12 protein-coding genes are annotated in these 15,771 nt (G+C 68.3%); 3 read left to right on the top strand and 9 right to left on the bottom strand.

Annotated elements, in window-relative coordinates:
- Positions 1-48: 48 nt before the first annotated feature.
- A complete protein-coding gene (locus H0B43_RS08640) occupies positions 49-1,434 on the top strand; it encodes an ATP-binding protein (RefSeq protein ID WP_185728297.1) in 1,386 nt (461 codons plus the stop codon).
- Positions 1,434-3,407 carry a VWA domain-containing protein gene (locus H0B43_RS08635; RefSeq protein WP_185728298.1) on the top strand — a complete coding sequence of 658 codons (1,974 nt, stop codon included), beginning with the start codon at positions 1,434-1,436 and terminating at the stop codon, positions 3,405-3,407. The genes H0B43_RS08640 and H0B43_RS08635 overlap by 1 nt, the downstream gene beginning before the upstream one ends.
- 5 nt (positions 3,408-3,412) lie before the next feature.
- Here the strand turns inward: H0B43_RS08635 and H0B43_RS08630 are convergent, their stop codons facing one another.
- Positions 3,413-4,435, bottom strand: a complete 1,023-nt coding sequence (locus tag H0B43_RS08630) for an agmatine/peptidylarginine deiminase (protein WP_185728299.1) — start codon at positions 4,433-4,435, stop codon at positions 3,413-3,415.
- A complete protein-coding gene (locus H0B43_RS08625) occupies positions 4,435-5,415 on the bottom strand; it encodes a nitrilase-related carbon-nitrogen hydrolase (protein ID WP_185728300.1) in 981 nt (326 codons plus the stop codon). The genes H0B43_RS08630 and H0B43_RS08625 overlap by 1 nt, the downstream gene beginning before the upstream one ends.
- Positions 5,416-5,576: 161 nt before the next feature.
- Here H0B43_RS08625 and H0B43_RS08620 point away from each other — a divergent pair, with 161 nt between their 5' ends.
- Complete coding sequence (locus H0B43_RS08620) at positions 5,577-6,188, top strand: TetR/AcrR family transcriptional regulator (RefSeq protein WP_185728301.1); 612 nt, start codon at positions 5,577-5,579, stop codon at positions 6,186-6,188.
- On the opposite strand, the gene H0B43_RS08615 is transcribed toward H0B43_RS08620, so the two are convergent.
- The 7 genes from H0B43_RS08615 to H0B43_RS08585 all read right to left on the bottom strand — a co-directional run bounded on the left by H0B43_RS08615 (position 6,148) and on the right by H0B43_RS08585 (position 15,684).
- The gene (locus H0B43_RS08615) at positions 6,148-7,728 is read right to left on the bottom strand and encodes an APC family permease (protein ID WP_185728302.1); all 1,581 of its coding nucleotides are present in this window, start codon (positions 7,726-7,728) and stop codon (positions 6,148-6,150) included. The genes H0B43_RS08620 and H0B43_RS08615 overlap by 41 nt on opposite strands.
- 55 nt (positions 7,729-7,783) lie before the next feature.
- Positions 7,784-8,674 (bottom strand): universal stress protein, encoded by an 891-nt coding sequence (locus H0B43_RS08610; RefSeq protein ID WP_185728303.1) that lies wholly within the window; start codon positions 8,672-8,674, stop codon positions 7,784-7,786.
- Between the two features lie 34 nt (positions 8,675-8,708).
- Positions 8,709-10,163, bottom strand: coding sequence for an NAD-dependent succinate-semialdehyde dehydrogenase (locus tag H0B43_RS08605; RefSeq protein WP_185728304.1), 1,455 nt, complete (start codon positions 10,161-10,163; stop codon positions 8,709-8,711).
- Positions 10,156-12,117 carry a primary-amine oxidase gene (locus H0B43_RS08600; protein WP_185728305.1) on the bottom strand — a complete coding sequence of 654 codons (1,962 nt, stop codon included), beginning with the start codon at positions 12,115-12,117 and terminating at the stop codon, positions 10,156-10,158. The genes H0B43_RS08605 and H0B43_RS08600 overlap by 8 nt, the downstream gene beginning before the upstream one ends.
- An 87-nt stretch (positions 12,118-12,204) precedes the next feature.
- Positions 12,205-13,545, bottom strand: a complete 1,341-nt coding sequence (gene gabT / locus H0B43_RS08595; RefSeq protein ID WP_185728306.1) for a 4-aminobutyrate--2-oxoglutarate transaminase — start codon at positions 13,543-13,545, stop codon at positions 12,205-12,207.
- Positions 13,546-13,597: 52 nt separating this feature from the next.
- Positions 13,598-15,028, bottom strand: a complete 1,431-nt coding sequence (locus H0B43_RS08590) for a gamma-aminobutyraldehyde dehydrogenase (RefSeq protein ID WP_185728307.1) — start codon at positions 15,026-15,028, stop codon at positions 13,598-13,600.
- A 473-nt stretch (positions 15,029-15,501) separates the two neighbouring features.
- Entirely contained in the window at positions 15,502-15,684 is a 183-nt protein-coding gene (locus H0B43_RS08585; protein ID WP_185728308.1) for a hypothetical protein, read from the bottom strand.
- Positions 15,685-15,771 lie beyond the last annotated feature (87 nt).

Genomic DNA, 15,771 nt, shown 5'->3' with positions numbered 1-15,771 from the left:
CGCGATTAACGGCGTGCCGATTCGCTCGAACCCTCGTAGCGTGGAGTGGTGACGTCATCGGAACACAGACCTTCCACCGTCGGCGAGCTCCGCGAGTCGGGCCACGTTCAACGCACCGTCAAGGAAGAGATCCGCGAGAACCTGCTCGCGGCCCTACGCGACGGTCGTGATCCGTGGCCCGGCATCGTCGGTTTCGAGGAGACGGTGTCACCACAGCTCGAACGGGCACTCATCGCGGGGCACGACGTGGTGTTGCTCGGCGAACGTGGTCAAGGTAAAACGCGCCTGCTCCGCACCCTCAATCTGCTCCTCGACGAATGGACCCCGGTGATCGCCGGTTCCGAACTCGGGGAGCATCCCTATGAGCCCATCACGCCGGCGTCGATACGCCGATCTCAGGAACTGGGCGACAGCCTGCCCGTCGCGTGGCGGCACCGCAGCGAGCGGTACTCGGAGAAGCTCGCGACCCCCGACACGTCGGTGGCGGATCTCGTCGGCGACGTGGATCCCGTGAAGGTCGCCGAGGGTCGCAGTCTCGGTGACCCGGAAACCATCCACTTCGGGCTCGTTCCCCGCGCCCACCGCGGCATCGTCGCCATCAACGAATTGCCCGACCTCGCCGAACGCATCCAGGTGTCGCTGCTCAACGTGATGGAGGAGCGCGACATCCAGGTCCGCGGGTACACGCTCCGGCTCCCGCTGGACGTCCTGATGGTGGCGAGCGCGAACCCGGAGGACTACACCAACCGCGGCCACATCATCACCCCGCTCAAGGACCGGTTCGGCGCCGAGATCCGAACGCACTACCCGACCCGGCTCGACGACGAGGTCGCCGTCATCCTGCAGGAGGCGCACCTCACCGCCGAGGTGCCGGACTACCTCCTCGAGATCCTGGCCCGGTTCACCCGCCTGCTCCGCGAATCGACGTCGGTCGATCAGCGGTCGGGGGTGTCCGCCCGCTTCGCGGTGGCCGGCGCCGAAACCGTCAGCGCCGCGGCGGTGCATCGCGGCGCGGTCCTCGGCGAGGCCGACCCGGTCGCCCGGCCGGTGGACCTCGAGACCGTCATCGACGTCCTGCGGGGCAAGGTGGAATTCGAATCCGGTGAGGAGGGCCGCGAGATCGAGGTCCTCGAGCACCTGCTGCGTCGGGCCACAGCCGACACGGTCCGCACCCGGCTCGGCGGCATCGACCTGGCGGAACTCGTCGAGGCCGTCGAACAGGGCGACCCGGTGGTGACCGGTGAACGGATCACGGCGAAAGCACTGCTCAACGAACTGCCCGAACTCGAGGTCCTCGACGTGCTCGCCGAGCGGCTCGGTGCAGAATCCGACGGCGAGCGAGCCGCGGCCGCCGAGTTCGCCCTCGAAGGGCTGTACCTGGCGCGGCGGATCTCGAAGAACCCGGATATCAACGGGCAGACGGTGTATTCGTAATGTCCCGCAAGGCGGAGCGCGGATCGCACAACGCGCGGTACGGGCCGTACGAGGGCGGCGATCCGCTGACGCCGCCGGTGGACCTGCGCGAAGCCCTGGCAGCCATCGGCGACGACGTGTTCGCGGGAAGCTCGCCGCGGCAGGCACTGCGCGAGATGCTCCGGCGCGGCAACCGGGACATGCGCGGCCTCGACGAGCTTGCGGCCGAAGCCAATCGGCGTCGACGTGAGCTGCTGAAGCGGAACAACCTGAACGGCACGCTCGAAGAGGTCCGGGAACTCCTCGACCGCGCGGTCCTCGAGGAGCGGAAGACGCTGGCCCGCGCGCTCGACGACGACGCCCGCTTCTCCGAGATGCGCCTCGAGGAACTGTCCCCGTCCACGGCGCAGGCCGTCCAGGAGCTCGCCGACTACGACTGGCGCAGTTCCGAAGCGCGCGAGGACTACGAGAAGATCCGGGACCTGCTGGGCCGCGAAATGCTGGACCAGCGGTTCGCCGGGATGAAGCAGGCCCTCGAGGGTGCGACCGAGGAGGACCGGCAGGCGATCCGCGAGATGCTCGAGGACCTCAACGACCTGCTGGACAAATACTCCCGCGGCGAGGACACCCAGGAGCAGTTCGACGAGTTCATGGACAAACACGGGGAGTACTTTCCCGAGAACCCCCGCAACGTCGAGGAACTCCTCGACTCGCTGGCGCAGCGGGCGGCGGCGGCGCAGCGTCTGCGGAACTCGCTGTCGCAGGAGCAGCGCGACGAACTCGATGCGCTGGCCCAGCAGGCGTTCGGCGATCCGTCCCTGATCGGACAGCTCGACCGCCTGGACCAGCACCTGCAGGCTGCGCGTCCGGGCGAGGACTGGCAGGGCGCGCAGCGGTTCCGCGGCGACGACGGCATGGGTCTGGGGGAGGGCACCGGCGCGTTGCAGGACATCGCGGAACTCGAGTCGCTCGCGGAGCAGCTGTCGCAGCAGTATGCGGGTGCGCAACTCGACGACATCGACGCCGAGACCCTGGCCCGGCAGCTGGGCGACGAGGCCGCCGCGGATGCGCGAACGCTCGCCGAACTCGAAAAGGCCCTGCGGGACCAGGGCTTCTTCGACCGCGGGGCGGACGGCCAGTGGCGCCTGTCGCCCAAGGCGATGCGTCAACTCGGCCAGACGGCCCTGCGGGACGTGGCGCAGCAACTGTCTTCGCGTGGCGGGCAACGGGAGACGCGCCGCGCCGGGGCGATGGGGGAGCCGACCGGGGCGTCCCGCGAGTGGGCGTTCGGCGACACCGAACCGTGGGACGTCACGCGCACCATCACCAACGCCGTGCTGCGGGCGGCTTCCGACCCGGCCGAACGCGGTCGCGTCCCGGTCCGGTTGTCCGTGGCGGACGTCGAGGTGATGGAAACCGAGCAACGGTCGCAGGCGGCGGTCGCGCTGCTGGTCGACACGTCGTTCTCGATGGTGATGGAGGGGCGGTGGGTGCCGATGAAACGCACCGCCCTCGCGCTGAACCACTTGGTGAGCACCCGCTTCCGCAGTGACGAACTGCAGCTCATCTCGTTCGGCAGGCACGCTCAGGTGCTGACGCCGTCGGAGCTCGCCGGACTGGACGGCGCCTGGGATCAGGGCACCAACCTGCACCACGCGCTGCTGCTGGCGGCCCGGCACCTGCGCCGGCACCCCAACGCACAACCGGTGGTCCTGATCGTGACCGACGGCGAGCCGACCGCGCACCTGGAGCCGGACGGCTTCGCGTATTTCGACTACCCGCCGAGCGCCCGGACCCTGGGACTGACGGTCCGGGAACTCGACACCCTCGCCCGGCTCGGCGCCCACGTCACGTTCTTCCGGCTCGGTGAGGATCCCGGTCTCGCGCGGGTGGTGGACCGGATGGCCGAACGCGTCGGCGGACGCGTCGTCGCGCCCGGGCTGGACGGTCTCGGTGCCGCCGTCGTGAGCGACTACATGCGGCGCAGGCGCTGAGTGCGTCAGCGCACGGCGGGCTGGTGCTGGGTGATGCAGTGGATGCCGCCGCCGCGGGCGAAGAGCGGACGGGCGTCGACCGGCACGACCGTGCGTCCGGGGTAGGCTGCCGACAGGATCGCGACGGCCTCCTCGTCCGCGGGATCGTCGAAGCTGCACGCGATCACGCCGCCGTTGACGACGAAATGGTTGATATAGCTGTAGTCGACGAAGCCCTCGTCGTCGCGCAGGACCTGGGGTGCGGGGACGGTGATGATCTCCCACGAGTCTCCGCGGGCGTCCGTGGTCTGCTTCAGCAGGTCGATGACGGCCTTGCTGACCTCGAAGTCGGGGTGCTCCGGGTTGCGCTGGTCGTGGACCAGGACCACACCCGGCGAGGGGATGGCCGCCACGATGTCGACGTGCCCGCGGGTGCCGTACGTGTCCTGGTCCCGAGTCAGTCCGCGCGGCAGCCAGATGACCTTGGTGGCGCCGATCGTCCGGGCCAGTTCCGCTTCCACGTCGGCCTTCGACAGTCCCGGGTTGCGGCCGGGGTCGAGTTGCACGGTCTCGGTCACCAGGACGGTGCCGAGTCCGTCGACCTGGATTCCGCCGCCCTCGTTGACGATCGGCGAATCGACGAGTTCGGCCCCCGACCGCTCGACCACCAGTGCGCCGATCTTCGAGTCCTTGTCCCACTGGGCCCAGTCCTGGCCGCCCCAGCCGTTGAAGATCCAGTCGACGCCGCCGAGCCGTCCGTCCTCGGACAGCACGAACGTGGGTCCGATGTCGCGCATCCAGGCGTCGTTCAGCGGCGCCTCGACGATGTCGATGTCGGCGGAGAGGTACTCCCGGGCCGCCGGCACCTGGCCGGGGTCGACGACGACGGTGACGGGTTCGAACCGGGCGACCGCGTGCGCCACCTCGGCCCAGGTGGTGCGGGCCTCGTGGTGCTCCTCGGGGGTGTCTCCCAGGGAGTAGCCCTCACTGGGGTAGGCCATCCAGGTGCGTTCGTGCGGTTCGCCTTCCGCGGGCATGCGCCAGGTCATCAGTTCCTCCCGAACGGGGCGGCGTGATCGACGGGCTCGGTGAGGACGCCGTACGTGTCGGGGCGGCGGGTGGCCAGGAACGGGAACAGCGCCAGCCAATCCTCGCGCTGCTGGAGGTCGAGATCCGCGACGAGCACGGCGGACTCGTCGCGCGGCGCCTGGACGAGGATGCGGCCGTAGGGGTCGGAGATGAACGACGAGCCGTAGAACGTGATGAGGCCCTCGCCGCCGTGGCGGTTGGGCACCACCATGAACGTGCCGTTCGCGATGCCGTTGCCGACGATCACCTGCTGCCACAGCGGCTGGGTGTCGAACTGCGGGTGATCGGGCTCCGAGCCGATCGCGGTGGGGTACACCAGGATGTCGGCGCCGCCGAGCGAGTAGGCGCGGGCGACCTCGGGGAACCATTCGTCCCAGCACGTCGGCAGTCCGAGCTTGACGCCGCCGAGCGCTTCGGGGGCGTGGACGGGGTACGGGTCGGCCGCGGGACCGCCCCGGAAGTAGGTGTCCTCGTAGTAGCCGGCGGTGACCGGGATGTGCAGCTTGCGGGTGCGTGCCAGCAGTTCGCCGGACGGCGCGACGAGGATGGCGGTGTTGAACCCGAGTCCGTCTTCGTAGTGTTGGCCGTTCTCGGAGTCGTTCCGCTCGTACAGCGAGGCGTGGACGAGGACGCCGTGTTCCGCGGCGGCCTTGGCGGCGAACGTGAATGTGGGCCCCGTAAGCAGGTCTTCGGCCTGCCGACCCGGGTTGTCGCCGCCCTCGACGAAGGCGGGGTACCGGCTCAGCGTGAGCTCGGGAAGGAACACCACTCGCGCCCCGAGACCTGCGGCCTCTGCGATGCCCTCGTCGAGTTCGGCCCGCAGGTCCTGCTCGTTCTCGTGCCAGCGATGCTGGACGAGTCCGACGCGGAGCGGGGTGCGTCCCGTCTCGCGGGTCCGCGCCAGGGACTCGGGAGGGGTGAGTGCGGTAATCGTCAACATTGTGTTCCTCGGATGTTCGGTTCGGCGAGCGCCTAAAACGAATTGGATTCGTTAAGTATGGTGGGTGAAAGCTCGGCGATCAAGGGGTGCGAGGGGAAGATTTCGATTCCTTCGGTATCCGCCCAGGTCGGCGGAGACGGACACCGACCAGGAGGGCACCCATGCCACGGCCATCGCAGCGACTGCTGTCGCCGGAGATCATCACCGAAGCCGCCGTTCGCATGGTGGACCTCACCGGTGATTTCACGATGCCGGGTCTCGCCGAACGGCTGAAGGTACGGCCCTCCTCGCTGTACAACCATGTGTCCGGGAGGGCGGAGATCATCGAATTGATGCGTGCCCGCGTGATGGCGGGCATCGTGGTGGCGGACCCCGACGGCAAGTGGAGCGAGACGGTGGCCGGCCTGGCGCGCGAGTATCGGCGCAACTACGCCGAGCATCCTCGGCTGATTCCTCTGTTCACCGCGCACACAGTGCAGTCCGGTGTGGCCTTCGCGTTGTACAACGCTCTGGCGCAGGCATTCTCGGACGGTGGCTTCACGCCCGAGGAGATTCTCCACGCGATCACGACGGTCGACAGCTTCGTGCTGGGATCGGCGCTGGACCTCGCCGCCCCCGAGGTGGTCTGGGCGACCGCACCGGAGGCGAACGAGTCCATGCGGGCCGCCCTGGCCACGTCCGGGCCGAATCCCGGACGGGCGGATGCAGCATTCGAGTTCGGGCTGCGGACGCTTATCGCGGGCTTGGTGGCGCAGGCTCCGATCGAGCCGTGAGGTCGCTCTCGTCCCGCAGCGCGGACGTGTCGCGGTTGAGGGTCTTGCCTTCGAAGAAGGCGGGACTGCGGAACCGCATGATCATCATCAGCACCGCGCCGAGCAGGAGGATGCCGAAGCCGAGGAAGAAGACGAGTCCGATGCCGCCGATCGAGGCCCCGCTCGCGTTCTCCGGATCCATGCTCTCGTCGATCGAGATGACGAACACGGCGAGCAGCATGAGTCCGCCCAGCATCGGGAAGACGAACCGGAACACGGCGTTACGGACGCTGGTGAACAGCCTGCCCCGGAAGTACCACACGCACGCGAATGCGGTGATGCCGTAGTACCAGCAGATCATGATGCCCAGCGCGGCGATGGTGTCGAGCAGCGTGCGCTCGGACAGGAATGTGACGATGGTGTAGAACACCGCGGTCACGACGCCGGCGACGACCGTGGCGTAGGACGGCACCAGGAACCGCGGAGACACGTCGGCGAGCTTCTTCGGGAACGCGCCGTACGCACCCATCGCGAGCATGGTGCGCGCTGCCGGCAGGAACGTGGTCTGCAGACTCGCGACCGAGGAGACGAACACCGCGAGGAACAGCAGCATCCCGCCCCACTTGCCGAGGACCGGATCCGCGAGGGCACCGAAGACGTTCTCGGAGTTGTCCGGATTGCCGAGGCCGAGGCCGTCTTCGCCGACTCCGGCGTACATCATTGCCGCGACCGACACGAGCAGGTAGGTCAGCAGGATCGTCAGCACGCACAGCAGTCCGGCGCGACCGGGCGTCTTTTTCGGGTTCTTCGATTCCTCGCCCAGGGTCAGGCAGGTGTCCCAGCCCCAGAACGCGAAGATCGAGCCCGTCAGGCCGATCACGAACGCGCCGACGGCCAGTCCGGTGAACGGGTTGAACCAGCTCAGGTCGAAGGACAGCCCGGCGGGGGCGCTCCCGTTGCCGACGTGGACCAGCGCCACGACGGCGAAGGCGATGAGCAGGACCATCTGGAAGCCGACGAGCGCGACCTGCAGGCGCTCGCTGGTGGTGATGCCGCGACTGGCGATCCAGGTGGCCAGGGCGATGAACACGAGCGTCGTCCCGACGTTCACGAACTTGTTGCCGGGAAGGTCGGCGATGCTCGGGGCATCGAACAGTTTCGCGATGAACAGATAGAAGAACTGGACGGCGATCGCCGCGAGATTCGAGAGCACGATGATCGTCGCGATCACCATGCCCCAGCCGCACATCCAGCCGATGTACGGTCCGAATGCCTTCGTCGACCACGTGAACGACGCACCGCAGTCGGGTGATTCGGAGTTGAGCTCACGGTAGGCGTACGCCGTGAGGAACATGGGAATGAAGCCGGCGATGAAGATTGCGGGCATCTTCAACCCGACGGCCGCGACGATCAGCCCGATGCTGGCCGTCAGCGTGTAACCCGGCGCCACCGAGGAGATCCCGAGGATCGCACCGGCGAAGGTGCCGACCGCACCGGTGGCCAGTCCCTTGGAGCTCACGGCAACGTCGGCCGACGCCGGCACGCCTTCGCTGTTCGTCATGTCTGAACCTCCGGTCGGGGACAATCGTGGATCCGGGGTGGGTGTCGCGGACGGTTTACTCACTGTTCTGGAACTCCTGCTTGGGTACGACCACCATGGGCACCGGCAGGACGCGGAGCATCTTGGCCGCGGTGGATCCCAGGAACAGTCGATGGGGTTGGGCGAGTCGGCTGGAGCCGACCATGACGAGGTCGCCGTCCTGCCACTCGAGTTTGCGGACCGCCGATTCGACGGAGGAGTCGTCGGCGATCGTGACGGAGACGGGAAAGTCTTCGGGAAGGGCGGATTTCGACTCTTCGAGGGTGGTCTGTGCGTGGGCGACGGCGCGGTCGCGGACGTCGTCGGGGGTGTCGCGGTGATCGCGGAGGTCGTTCTGCGGGTCGAGAGCGACGAGGGACACGAGGCGGAGCGGGGTCTGCATCCGCTCGCACGTGCGCACCGCGGTCCGCAGCAGCACGTCGGCCCCGGTCCGGGTTCCGAGCGCGCAGGTCACCTCGCGGATCTTTTTCGCCGACGAGTGCCGCGCCCCGCGGGGGGCGAGGGCCAGCGGGACGTGCGCGGAGTGCAGCAGTTCCGTCGACACGGACCCGACGGAGTGCCGCCCCAGCAGGCCGTCGCCGGCGGCGCCGACGACGATCGCCTGCGCCCCCAGCCGGGACACCTCGTCGATGAGGCCCTGCGCGAACGATTCGTGGAAGCTCAGGTGCACCTCGACGTCGATGTCGCTCGGCACCGACGACTTGGCCTCGTCCAGCCAGCGCTGTGCGCGGGAGGCGAGGATGTCGTCGTAGCCGGTTTCTGCCGGAACTCGCGCCGGGACCGTCCGGTCCGGCGGGAGAACCATGCAGATGTCGAGCTGTGCGCCGAGACTGCGGGCGAGCTGCGCCCCGAGGGCCAGACCGTCCTCCCCGCTGGGGGTGGCGAGATATCCAACGACCAAACGCATGGTGACGGTTCCGTTCTGTCTCGGGGCGGGGGGTTTACGCGAAGCCGACGTACTTGGTCTCGAGGTACTCCTCGATGCCCTCGGTGCCGCCTTCGCTGCCGAGGCCGGACTGCTTGACTCCGCCGAACGGGGCGGCGACGTCGGAGATCACTCCGCGGTTGACGCCGACCATGCCGCTCTCGAGCTTGTCGGCGACGCGGAATGCGCGTTCGACGTTCTGCGTGTAGATGTACGCGGCGAGACCGTATTCGGTGTCGTTGGCGGCGGCGACACCCTCGGCCTCGGTGTCGAAACCGGTGATCGCGGCGACGGGTCCGAAGATCTCCTCACGGACGATGCGCGCGTTCGCGGGCACCTCGTCGAGGACGGTGGGCTGGAAGAAGTAGCCGGGACCGTCGACGGACTTGCCGCCGGTTCGGACCCGGGCGCCCGCGGCGACGGCGTCGTCGACGAGGGACGCCACGTTGCGGCGCTGCTTCTCGTTGACGAGGGGACCGACGTTGGTGCCGTCCTCGCTGCCGGGGCCGACCCGGAGCGCGGCGATCCGCTCGGTGAGCTTGGTGGTGAACTCCTCGCGCACCGAGTTGGCGACGATCAGGCGGTTGGCGGCGGTGCAGGCCTCGCCGCCGTTACGCATCTTGGCGGCCATCGCACCCTCGACCGCGGCGTCGATGTCGGCGTCGTCGAAGACGACGAACGGTGCGTTGCCACCGAGTTCCATCGACGTGCGCAGGACCTGCTGGGCGGACTGCTCGATGAGGATCTTGCCGACCCGGGTGGATCCGGTGAACGTCACCTTCCGCAGTCGTGGATCGGCGAGCAGCGGTTCGGTGACGGCGGCGGCGTTCGACGCGGGCAGCACCGACAGCACACCGGCGGGCAGGCCGGCCTCGGCGAAGATCTCGGCGAGCAGCAGCATCGTGAGCGGGGTGTCCTCGGCGGGCTTGACGATGATCGTGCAGCCGGCGGCGAGCGCGGGTCCGATCTTGCGGGTGCCCATCGCGAGCGGGAAGTTCCACGGTGTGACCGCCAGGGTGGGTCCGACGGGGACCTTGGTCACCACGATCCGGCCGTTGCCCGACGGTGACGTGGTGTAGCGGCCCTGGATGCGGACGGCTTCCTCGCTGAACCAGCGCAGGAACTCGGCGCCGTAGTTCACCTCGCCGCGGCTCTCCGGCAGTGCCTTGCCCATCTCCATCGTCATCAGCAGCGCGAGGTCGTCGGTGCGCTCGATGACCTTCTCCCAGGCGGACCGCAGAATGATCGACCGCTGCCGTGGCGCCGTGGCCGCCCATTCCTCCTGGACGGCGGCGGCGGAGTCGAGTGCGCGCATCGCGTCCTTGCCGCCGGCGTCCGCGACGTCGGCGAGAAGGGTTCCCGTGGCGGGGTCGTAGACCGGGAAGGTGCCGCCGTCGATCGGGTCGGTCTGGGCGCCGTCGATCCACAGACCGGTGGGCAGGGTGGCGCGGAGCCGTTCGAAATCAGTCATGGGAGTCCTCGTGGTGGGAATGGTGGTGATCGCACGCCTCCGGGGTGGGGGCGACGTCGAGGGCGGGGTTGCGGTCGAAGAATCCGGCCGGTTTCAGCCAGAACGACACGGTGTCGGCGGGCATGATCGGCCAGTCCTCCGGCCGGGGAATGTGATGGATTCCGAATGTGTACCAGAGCACCACGTCGGTGTTCTCGATCGGCCGGTCGGCCGCGGTCCACTCCGGCAGTCCGTGATCGACCTTGCTCTGGTTCACGAATTCCCCGGCGGGCCAGCGTTCGTCGGGGGAGTTCGGGGTCACCCAGACGGTGTGCCCGATCGCGCCGGTGCGCTGGAAGATCGGCGACCCCGGGTCGAACATCGACGGGATCGCGCCGCCGGGAACGAGTTTGTAGGCGGGGGCGATGCCGAGTCCGGTGGTCGTGTTGTCGTTGACCACCTTCCATGCGCGCTGGCTCTGCCAGTCGAAGTCCTGGCGGCCCTCCAGTTCGGTGCGCAGCGGAGTGTTCTTCTGGCGCAGTGCAAGACCGAGGGGATTGTCCGGGCCCATCGGCACGATCTCGGTTTCCGTCGCGTACACCGTGTTCTCGGTGCCGTCGACGTCGAGATCGAGCCGCGCGACCAGGAAATGCTGGTGGAACGGCGCGTACGTCCGATTGTCGACGAGAGTCCCACTCGGGTGCTCACCGCCTTCAGGAACGTGGCTGACCACCATGATCCCGGTGGCGCGGACCTCGCACTCGATGTTGCCGTCCTGGTAGAACCGCCAGTAGACGAGATACTCGTAATTCGCGACCGTCACGTGCGTCGACACCGTCAGCCGCCGCATGCGCCGCACCTCGGCGCCCGCGTCATGATCGACGTGCTTCCAGAGGACGGCGTTGTCCTCCTCGTGGATGCAGATCGCGTTCTCGATCGTGAACGGCTCGCCCTTGCTGTCGTGGAGGACGGCGTCGAGATACCGGATCTCGCCGAGGCAATCGCACCCCAGGGTGAGCGACGTGGTCATGAACCCGATGCCCCACTCGCCGATGTCGAAGGCGGTGCGGCGGTAGTGGTCCGGACTGGTGTCGCGGTACGGCACCGCCATCTCCGCGAATGACATCCGGTGCGCGATCGACCGAACCCGGCCGTGATCGTTGTACGTCACCGCGTGCAGGGTCATCCCCTCGCGGTAGTTGAACCCCACCCTCAGCGACCAGTTCTGCCATTCGAGTTTGTTGCCGTCGAGCGTGAACGACGGCCCCTCCGGCTGGACGATGTCCAGGGGCTTCAGTGGGGGCCGGGTGCTGGAAGCCCGGATCCGCTCCGGGATGTGCCGGGGCACGTACTCGCCCATGACCTCGGGACGTTCGACGCTGAACGTGTCCTCGATCTCGAGCAGTTCCATGCTGTTCACGTCGATGACGCAGTGGAAACCGTTGACCGGTCCCGCATACGGGTTCGCGCCCGCGGTCGCGCGGACCCAGGTGTCCGACCAGCCGAGCCGGCGTCCCTTGTACTTCTCCGGGGTCACGGCGTCGCCGTACGTCCACACGTCCATGAACACGAGGCTCATATCGGTGATCCCGCGCTTCGCGAGCGCCGCGATGACGTCCGGGTGCCCGCGGAGGAAGGCGTCCGCCTCCTCCCATTCGTCCACTGTGAAGTTCGCCTGGACGTCCGGGATGTGCTGCCAGGAGACCACGTTGTCTCCGGTGAGCGAGACGAGCGCCTTGTAGGTTTCGTTCTTGCGGCGGTCGAAGCACACGACGATCGCCCGGCGGTCCGGGACGGTGCCCGACGTGTCGAAGGCGGCCACATCGGCCTTGGTCGGCTCGGCGAGTTCGATCGACGCGAACCGCCAGCCGTCGCCGACACCGTGGTCCCGGGCGAGGACGGCCGCGGCCTGCGTGAATTCGTCCGCCCCCAACGGGTCCAGAGGATGGAACGTGCCGGTGGTGGTCCGGGTCATGGTTTCTCTCCTCTGGTCGATGGGTGGGCAGGCATTTCGTGCTCGTGCGCCTTTCCGGTAGCGGCTACTACCGAAAAGGCGCACAGGTCAGACGAGCGAGCGCACGATCTGCTCGATGACGGTCAGGGCGTCGTCCAGCAGGTCGTCGCCGATGACCAGCGGCGGAAGCAGCCGGATGACGTTTCCGTACGTACCGCACGTCAGCAGAATGACACCTTGTTCGAGCGCGCGGGCCGCAATGGCCTTCGTCAGTTCGGCGTCCGGCTCGTTCGTGCCGGGCTTGACGAACTCCATCGCGAGCATCGCGCCGCGTCCGCGGACGTCACCGATGACGCCGACGTCGGCGGCCAGGGCCTCGAGCCGCGGCAGGACGAGCTCGCCGATGCGCTGTGCGCGAGCGGGCAGGTCGAACTTGCGCATGCTGTCGATCGCGGCGAGTGCAGCGGCGCACGCGACGGGGTTTCCGCCGTACGTGCCGCCCAATCCGCCGGGGTGGACCTTGTCGAGGAGTTCGGCGCGGCCCGTGATCGCGGACAGCGGCATGCCGCCCGCCATGCCCTTGGCCATCGTGATGATGTCCGGAACGATCTCCTCGTGCTCGCATGCGAACCAGGCGCCGGTGCGGGAGAACCCGGTCTGCACCTCGTCGGCGATGAAGACGACCCCGTTGGCGCGGGCCCACTTCACCAGCGTGGGCAGGAATCCTTCGGCGGGAACGATGAATCCACCCTCGCCCTGGATCGGCTCGATGATGATCGCCGCGAGTGAGTCGGCGCCGATCTGCTTCTCCATCTGGCTGATGGCGCGCTGCGCGGCCTGCTCGCCGGTCAGTCCGTCCTGGTCCCGGTACGGGTAGGACATCGGGAGCCGGTACACCTCGGGCGCGAACGGGCCGAAGTGGGCCTTGTATGGCATCGACTTGGCGGTGAGGGCCATCGTCAGGTTGGTGCGACCGTGGTAGGCGTGGTCGAACGCGACGACGGCGTCGCGGCCGGTGGCGAGGCGGGCCACCTTGATCGCGTTCTCGACGGCCTCGGCGCCCGAGTTGAACAGCACGGTGCGCTTCTCGTGGTCGCCGGGGGTGAGGGCGGCCAGTTCTTCGGCGACGCGGACGTAGCCCTCGTACGGGGTGACCATGAAACAGGTGTGGGTGAAGTGCCCGACCTGCTCCCGGACCGCCTCGGCGACAGCCGGATCGGACGCGCCGACGCTGGTGACGGCGATGCCCGCGCCGAGGTCGATCAGCGAATTGCCGTCGACGTCGACGACCACACCACCGTCGGCATCCGCCGCGTACACGGGGACGCTGGAGCCGACGCCCGCGGCCACGGTGGCGCGGCGGCGAGCGGTGAGGGCCGCCGACTTCGGGCCGGGGAGCTCGGTGACCAGGGCGCGCTTCTGCGGCAGCCGGTACTGGATGTCGTTCATGTTGGTGCAGTCCTCAGGATCGTGACGTGGATGGGTATCGGGTGGTGCGACGTCAGTCGTTCGAGCTCATGACGTGCTTGATGCGGGTGTAGTCCTCGACGCCGTAGCCGGAGAGGTCCTTGCCGTAGCCGGAGTACTTGAATCCGCCGTGGGGCATTTCCGCGACGAGCGGGATGTGGCAGTTGATCCAGACGGCACCGAAATCGAGTGCGGCGGAAAGTCGTTGCGTGACTCCGTGGTCGTTGGTCCACACACTAGACGCGAGACCGTACCGGACATCGTTGGCCAGCGTGACGGCCTCCTTCTCGTCGGAGAAGCTCTGCACGGTGAGGATGGGACCGAACGTCTCCTCCTGCACGATGTCGTCGCGCTGGTCGACCCCGGTGATCACGGTGGGTTCGAAGAAGAATCCCTGCTCGCCGGAACGCTTTCCGCCGGTGACGATCTTCGCGGAGGCGGGGAGTGCGGCGATCTTGGAGCTGACCGCGTTGAAGTGGTTGATGTTGTTGAGCGGACCGTAGAACGTGTCCGGGTCGTCCGGCAGGCCGGGCTTGAGGGTCTCCGCCTTGCGGACGAGCGCGTCGACGAGCTGGTCGTGGACGGACTCGTGGACGAGGACGCGGGTGGCAGCCGTGCAGTCCTGGCCGCCGTTGAAGAAGGCGGCCTCGGCGATGCCGCTCGCGGTCTTCTCGATGTCGACGTCGTCGAACACGATCGCCGGAGCCTTGCCGCCCAGTTCGAGGTGGGCGCGCTTGAGCTGGCGGGCGGCGGACACGGCCACGGCGATGCCGGCCCGCACCGAGCCGGTGATCGACACGAGTCCGAGCGCCGGGTTCTCGACGAGGGTGGCACCGGTCTCGCCGTTGCCGAGGACGACGTTGAAGACGCCGTCCGGCAGGATCCCCTTGGTCAGCCGGGCCAGCACGAGGGTGCTGTTCGGGGTGGTGTCGCTGGGCTTGAGGACGATCGTGTTCCCGGCCGCGAGCGCGGGGCCGATCTTCCACAGGGCCATCATGAACGGGTAGTTCCACGGGGTGACCTGGCCGACCACGCCGATCGGCTCGCGGCGGACGTAGGACGTGAAGCCGTCCATGTACTCACCGGCGGCCTTGCCTTCGAGCATGCGCGCCGCGCCGGCGAAGAACCGGAGCTGATCGGCGCCCACCTTGATTTCTTCGTCCGCGATGACCTGCTTGGGCTGCCCGGTGTTGCGGCACTCGGCCTCGACCAGTTCGTCGCTGTGCGCCTCGATCGCGTCGGCGAGCTTGAGCAACGCGGTCTGACGCACGCTCGGAGTGGTCTTGCCCCACGAGACGAATGCCCGCTCGGCCGCCTCGACGGCGGCGTCCACGTCGGCCTTGGTGGAGACGGGCGCACGCCCGACGACGCTCTCGTCCACCGGGTTGATCAAATCCAGCGTCTCCGTCGCGGATGAGGCGACGAACTCACCGTTGATGTAGTTCTCGAGTACGTCGATCGACATCGGTACCGGTTCCTCTCGTGGGGGCGAAACATCTGAAAACAAGTGTGCGCTGTCTCACAAGCTGGAGGCAGCTGACAAAATGGTGAAAGAGCCAGCCCCTGCCACGCCGAGTTGTCCACTCCGGAGTCGCCCGTGGGAGCAGGTGTGCCCGGCCGCGGCGGAGCCGGCGAACGGCACGTCCACGCCGACGCTTCCGTCCCCGGAGTCGGCGTTCGTGCACGACGACCCCGCCGACAAGGGTGATGTCGGCGCGTTCGCCGAGGAGCTGGGCGGGTTCGAGCGGGTGAGAGCCGAGTACAGGCCTACGAGGGGTCCATCTCCCCGACCTGCCAGTCGCTGGAGAGCGCCAGCGCCGCACCCGACTCGGCGAGCGAACGGAAACGCCACGCCCGGGTCCGCGACGCCGACCGCCTCGGCCCGGCCGGGGACGTCGAATGTGCGCACGACGCCGTTGGTCAGCAGCAGGTCGAGCATCAGCAGGTCTCCTCTTCCGCGGCGTTCGGCAGCAGCAGGTGGGTATCCTTGCGTGGGCGCAGGTACAGGGCGTAAGTGCGGTTCGGGGGGTCCGCCGTGCGCGGCGACATCGACCAGGCGGCGATGAACCTGGTGCCCTCGAGGACGCGTACGGTCTGCACATCGTCGGGGGCAACAGCCACATCACCGTCGATGCCGCTCGCACGGCCAAGCTGGGGTTCTGTGAGCAGATCGGCCGCGGCGTCGCGAAAGACGCCGCAGCGGAACGG

The sequence above is a fragment of the Rhodococcus sp. 4CII genome (genome assembly GCF_014256275.1).
Lineage (GTDB): Bacteria > Actinomycetota > Actinomycetes > Mycobacteriales > Mycobacteriaceae > Rhodococcus_F > Rhodococcus_F wratislaviensis_A.
Note: the sequence above shows the minus strand (reverse complement) of the source record. Positions and strands in the feature narration are given on the sequence as shown.

What these genes read in the sequence shown, in the direction of transcription:
- H0B43_RS08635 (WP_185728298.1), top strand. Translation starts at nt 1,434, where the DNA reads ATGTCCCGCAAGGCGGAGCGCGGATCGCACAACGCGCGGTACGGGCCG.
- H0B43_RS08630 (WP_185728299.1), bottom strand. Translation starts at nt 4,435, where the DNA reads ATGACCTGGCGCATGCCCGCGGAAGGCGAACCGCACGAACGCACCTGG.
- H0B43_RS08625 (WP_185728300.1), bottom strand. Translation starts at nt 5,415, where the DNA reads ATGTTGACGATTACCGCACTCACCCCTCCCGAGTCCCTGGCGCGGACC.
- H0B43_RS08620 (WP_185728301.1), top strand. Translation starts at nt 5,577, where the DNA reads ATGCCACGGCCATCGCAGCGACTGCTGTCGCCGGAGATCATCACCGAA.
- H0B43_RS08615 (WP_185728302.1), bottom strand. Translation starts at nt 7,728, where the DNA reads ATGACGAACAGCGAAGGCGTGCCGGCGTCGGCCGACGTTGCCGTGAGC.
- H0B43_RS08610 (WP_185728303.1), bottom strand. Translation starts at nt 8,674, where the DNA reads ATGCGTTTGGTCGTTGGATATCTCGCCACCCCCAGCGGGGAGGACGGT.
- H0B43_RS08605 (WP_185728304.1), bottom strand. Translation starts at nt 10,163, where the DNA reads ATGACTGATTTCGAACGGCTCCGCGCCACCCTGCCCACCGGTCTGTGG.
- H0B43_RS08600 (WP_185728305.1), bottom strand. Translation starts at nt 12,117, where the DNA reads ATGACCCGGACCACCACCGGCACGTTCCATCCTCTGGACCCGTTGGGG.
- gabT (WP_185728306.1), bottom strand. Translation starts at nt 13,545, where the DNA reads ATGAACGACATCCAGTACCGGCTGCCGCAGAAGCGCGCCCTGGTCACC.
- H0B43_RS08590 (WP_185728307.1), bottom strand. Translation starts at nt 15,028, where the DNA reads ATGTCGATCGACGTACTCGAGAACTACATCAACGGTGAGTTCGTCGCC.